3 protein-coding genes are annotated in these 1854 nt (G+C 31.4%); 2 read left to right on the top strand and 1 reads right to left on the bottom strand.

Translation table 11 applies throughout. The features are described 5' to 3' along the window. Nucleotides 1-90: 90 nt before the first annotated feature. Nucleotides 91-507 carry a hypothetical protein gene (locus ACI32A_RS05680; protein WP_439754070.1) on the bottom strand — a complete coding sequence of 139 codons (417 nt, stop codon included), beginning with the start codon at nt 505-507 and terminating at the stop codon, nt 91-93. Nucleotides 508-556: 49 nt separating this feature from the next. On the opposite strand from ACI32A_RS05680, the gene ACI32A_RS05675 reads away from it, so the two are divergent. After that, nucleotides 557-1519, top strand: a complete 963-nt coding sequence (locus ACI32A_RS05675; protein ID WP_439754069.1) for a rod shape-determining protein — start codon at nt 557-559, stop codon at nt 1517-1519. Nucleotides 1520-1625: 106 nt separating this feature from the next. After that, on the top strand, nt 1626-1844 hold the full coding sequence (infA, locus tag ACI32A_RS05670; RefSeq protein WP_154461556.1) for a translation initiation factor IF-1: 219 nt from the start codon (nt 1626-1628) through the stop codon (nt 1842-1844). The last annotated feature ends 10 nt before the right edge of the window (nt 1845-1854 follow it).

Here is a 1854-nt window from a genome sequence, read left to right as displayed (position 1 = left end):
AACCGCTGACCCTCTGCTTGTAAGGCAGATGCTCTCCCAACTGAGCTAAACCTCCGTTTTGCGCTATTCAATAGTACCAAACGAGATTATTTATGTCAATAAATTTTCTATATTTTTTTTAAAAATTTCATATTTTTTATCTAGTGCCATAAAAAATATATTTTTCATTGTTTGTTGAGAGAATCTTTTTGAAATAAATAGAACTTCGTCTTCGTTTTTTAATTCGATTTGCGGATAAATAACTTGTTTAGAAGAACCAAATATGATTTTTTCTTTTAAATAATTATTTTCTTTAAAATAAGATAGAGACTTAGATTGGTAATGAATAGTGGATTTATAGAGTATTGAAATTGATTTTAAATAGGAAATGGAGTCTGGACTATAAATATAAACTGGAATATGCAGTAGTTCAAATACTTCATTCCATTTGATTAATTCATCATGAATCATTAATGTTTTTTCTTTTTCTAAAGAATCTAGTATAATTTGAATAGTAAGAGTGTTCATTTTTGTTTTAGGAATGTGTATATTTATTATAACACAATAGGAGGAAATTATGATTCGTTTTGGATTTGATTTAGGAGCCAATCATATTCGATTGATTTCAGATGAAAAAGGATTGATATTTGATCAAGCTTGCATGGTTGCTTTAGATAAGAAAAATCGGGTTCTTGCCATTGGAAGTGAAGCAAAAGAAATGCGTGGCATTGATGATTCTATACGAGTCATTGCTCCTTTAGCTAACAAAGAAATTGATTTTAAGGCTTTGAATTTATTAATGGAACAATTGTGTTATGAATTTAATGTTTTACGTGTTTTTCAGAAAACAGAAATTATTGTTTCGTATCCAACTTCTTTTAATAATCAGCAATGTGAGGATTTAAAACAAAATTTACTAGATTTAGGGGCGCATCGCGTTTATATGGATCAGGAAATCTGGATGGCGGCTATTGGAGCTAACTTGGATTTGTTTCTTCCTTTAACGAGTTGTGTGTTAAATATTGGGTATTCAAATTGTGATATTGCGATTTTTTCTTCTGGTAAAATGCAGAAAAAATCGAGTTGTCCAATTTCTGGAAAATCTATTAATACTTTGATAGGAAAATGGGTTCGTCAGCAATATGGTTTGGTAATTTCTGAGCATATGAAAGAAAAAATTAATAAAACTTTGGCTACAACTATTAAAGAAAATAATCCTAAACAAATGCATGTACAAGGAATGGATATTCATCTCCATCAAATAAAAGTAGTGGTTATTAATTCATCACAGTTACTAGAGCTTGTTTTATCGATTGTTTCTCAATGGGCACATTGGATCGCTCAATTTTTGAATGAATGTACACCGTTACAAAGAGAAGATATCTTAACAAGGGGAATCATTTGTTGTGGAGGGGTAATGAAACTTCCTGGTTTAACGGGAACTTTAAAGAGAATGTTATCTTGTCCTTTTTATGTCACAGATGATCCGGATCAGACTGTGAGCCAGGGAATTTATATTTTATTGTCTAGAATGGAATAAAGCGAAGACTCGCTTTATTTTTATTTGCTTTTTTCTAAGTATTTTAGTACAATGGTAATTGGCTTTTTACGCCATATCATTTCATTGAAGGAGGAAATTTTTATCCATGGCTAAACAAGATATGATCGAATTAGATGGTATCGTAGTTGACACTTTACCCAACGCTGCTTTTAAAGTAAAGTTGGAAAACGGACACGAGATTTTAGCTCACGTTTCTGGTAAAATCCGTATGCATCACATTCGCATTTTACCAGGCGATCGCGTAACCGTAGAAATATCACCATATGATTTAACACGTGGGCGTATTACGTTTAGAAGAAAATAAGGAGGTCATT

This window comes from Floccifex sp. (assembly GCF_051873555.1).
Classification (GTDB): Bacteria; Bacillota_I; Bacilli_A; order Erysipelotrichales; family Erysipelotrichaceae; genus Floccifex.
The sequence above is the reverse complement of the archived record's forward strand: the minus strand, read 5'-3'. Positions and strand labels throughout refer to the sequence as shown.

Excerpts from the sequence above, each read along its gene's own strand:
- ACI32A_RS05680 (WP_439754070.1), bottom strand. The coding sequence starts at position 507 with ATGAACACTCTTACTATTCAAATTATACTAGATTCTTTAGAAAAAGAA.
- infA (WP_154461556.1), top strand. The coding sequence starts at position 1,626 with ATGGCTAAACAAGATATGATCGAATTAGATGGTATCGTAGTTGACACT.
- ACI32A_RS05675 (WP_439754069.1), top strand. The coding sequence starts at position 557 with ATGATTCGTTTTGGATTTGATTTAGGAGCCAATCATATTCGATTGATT.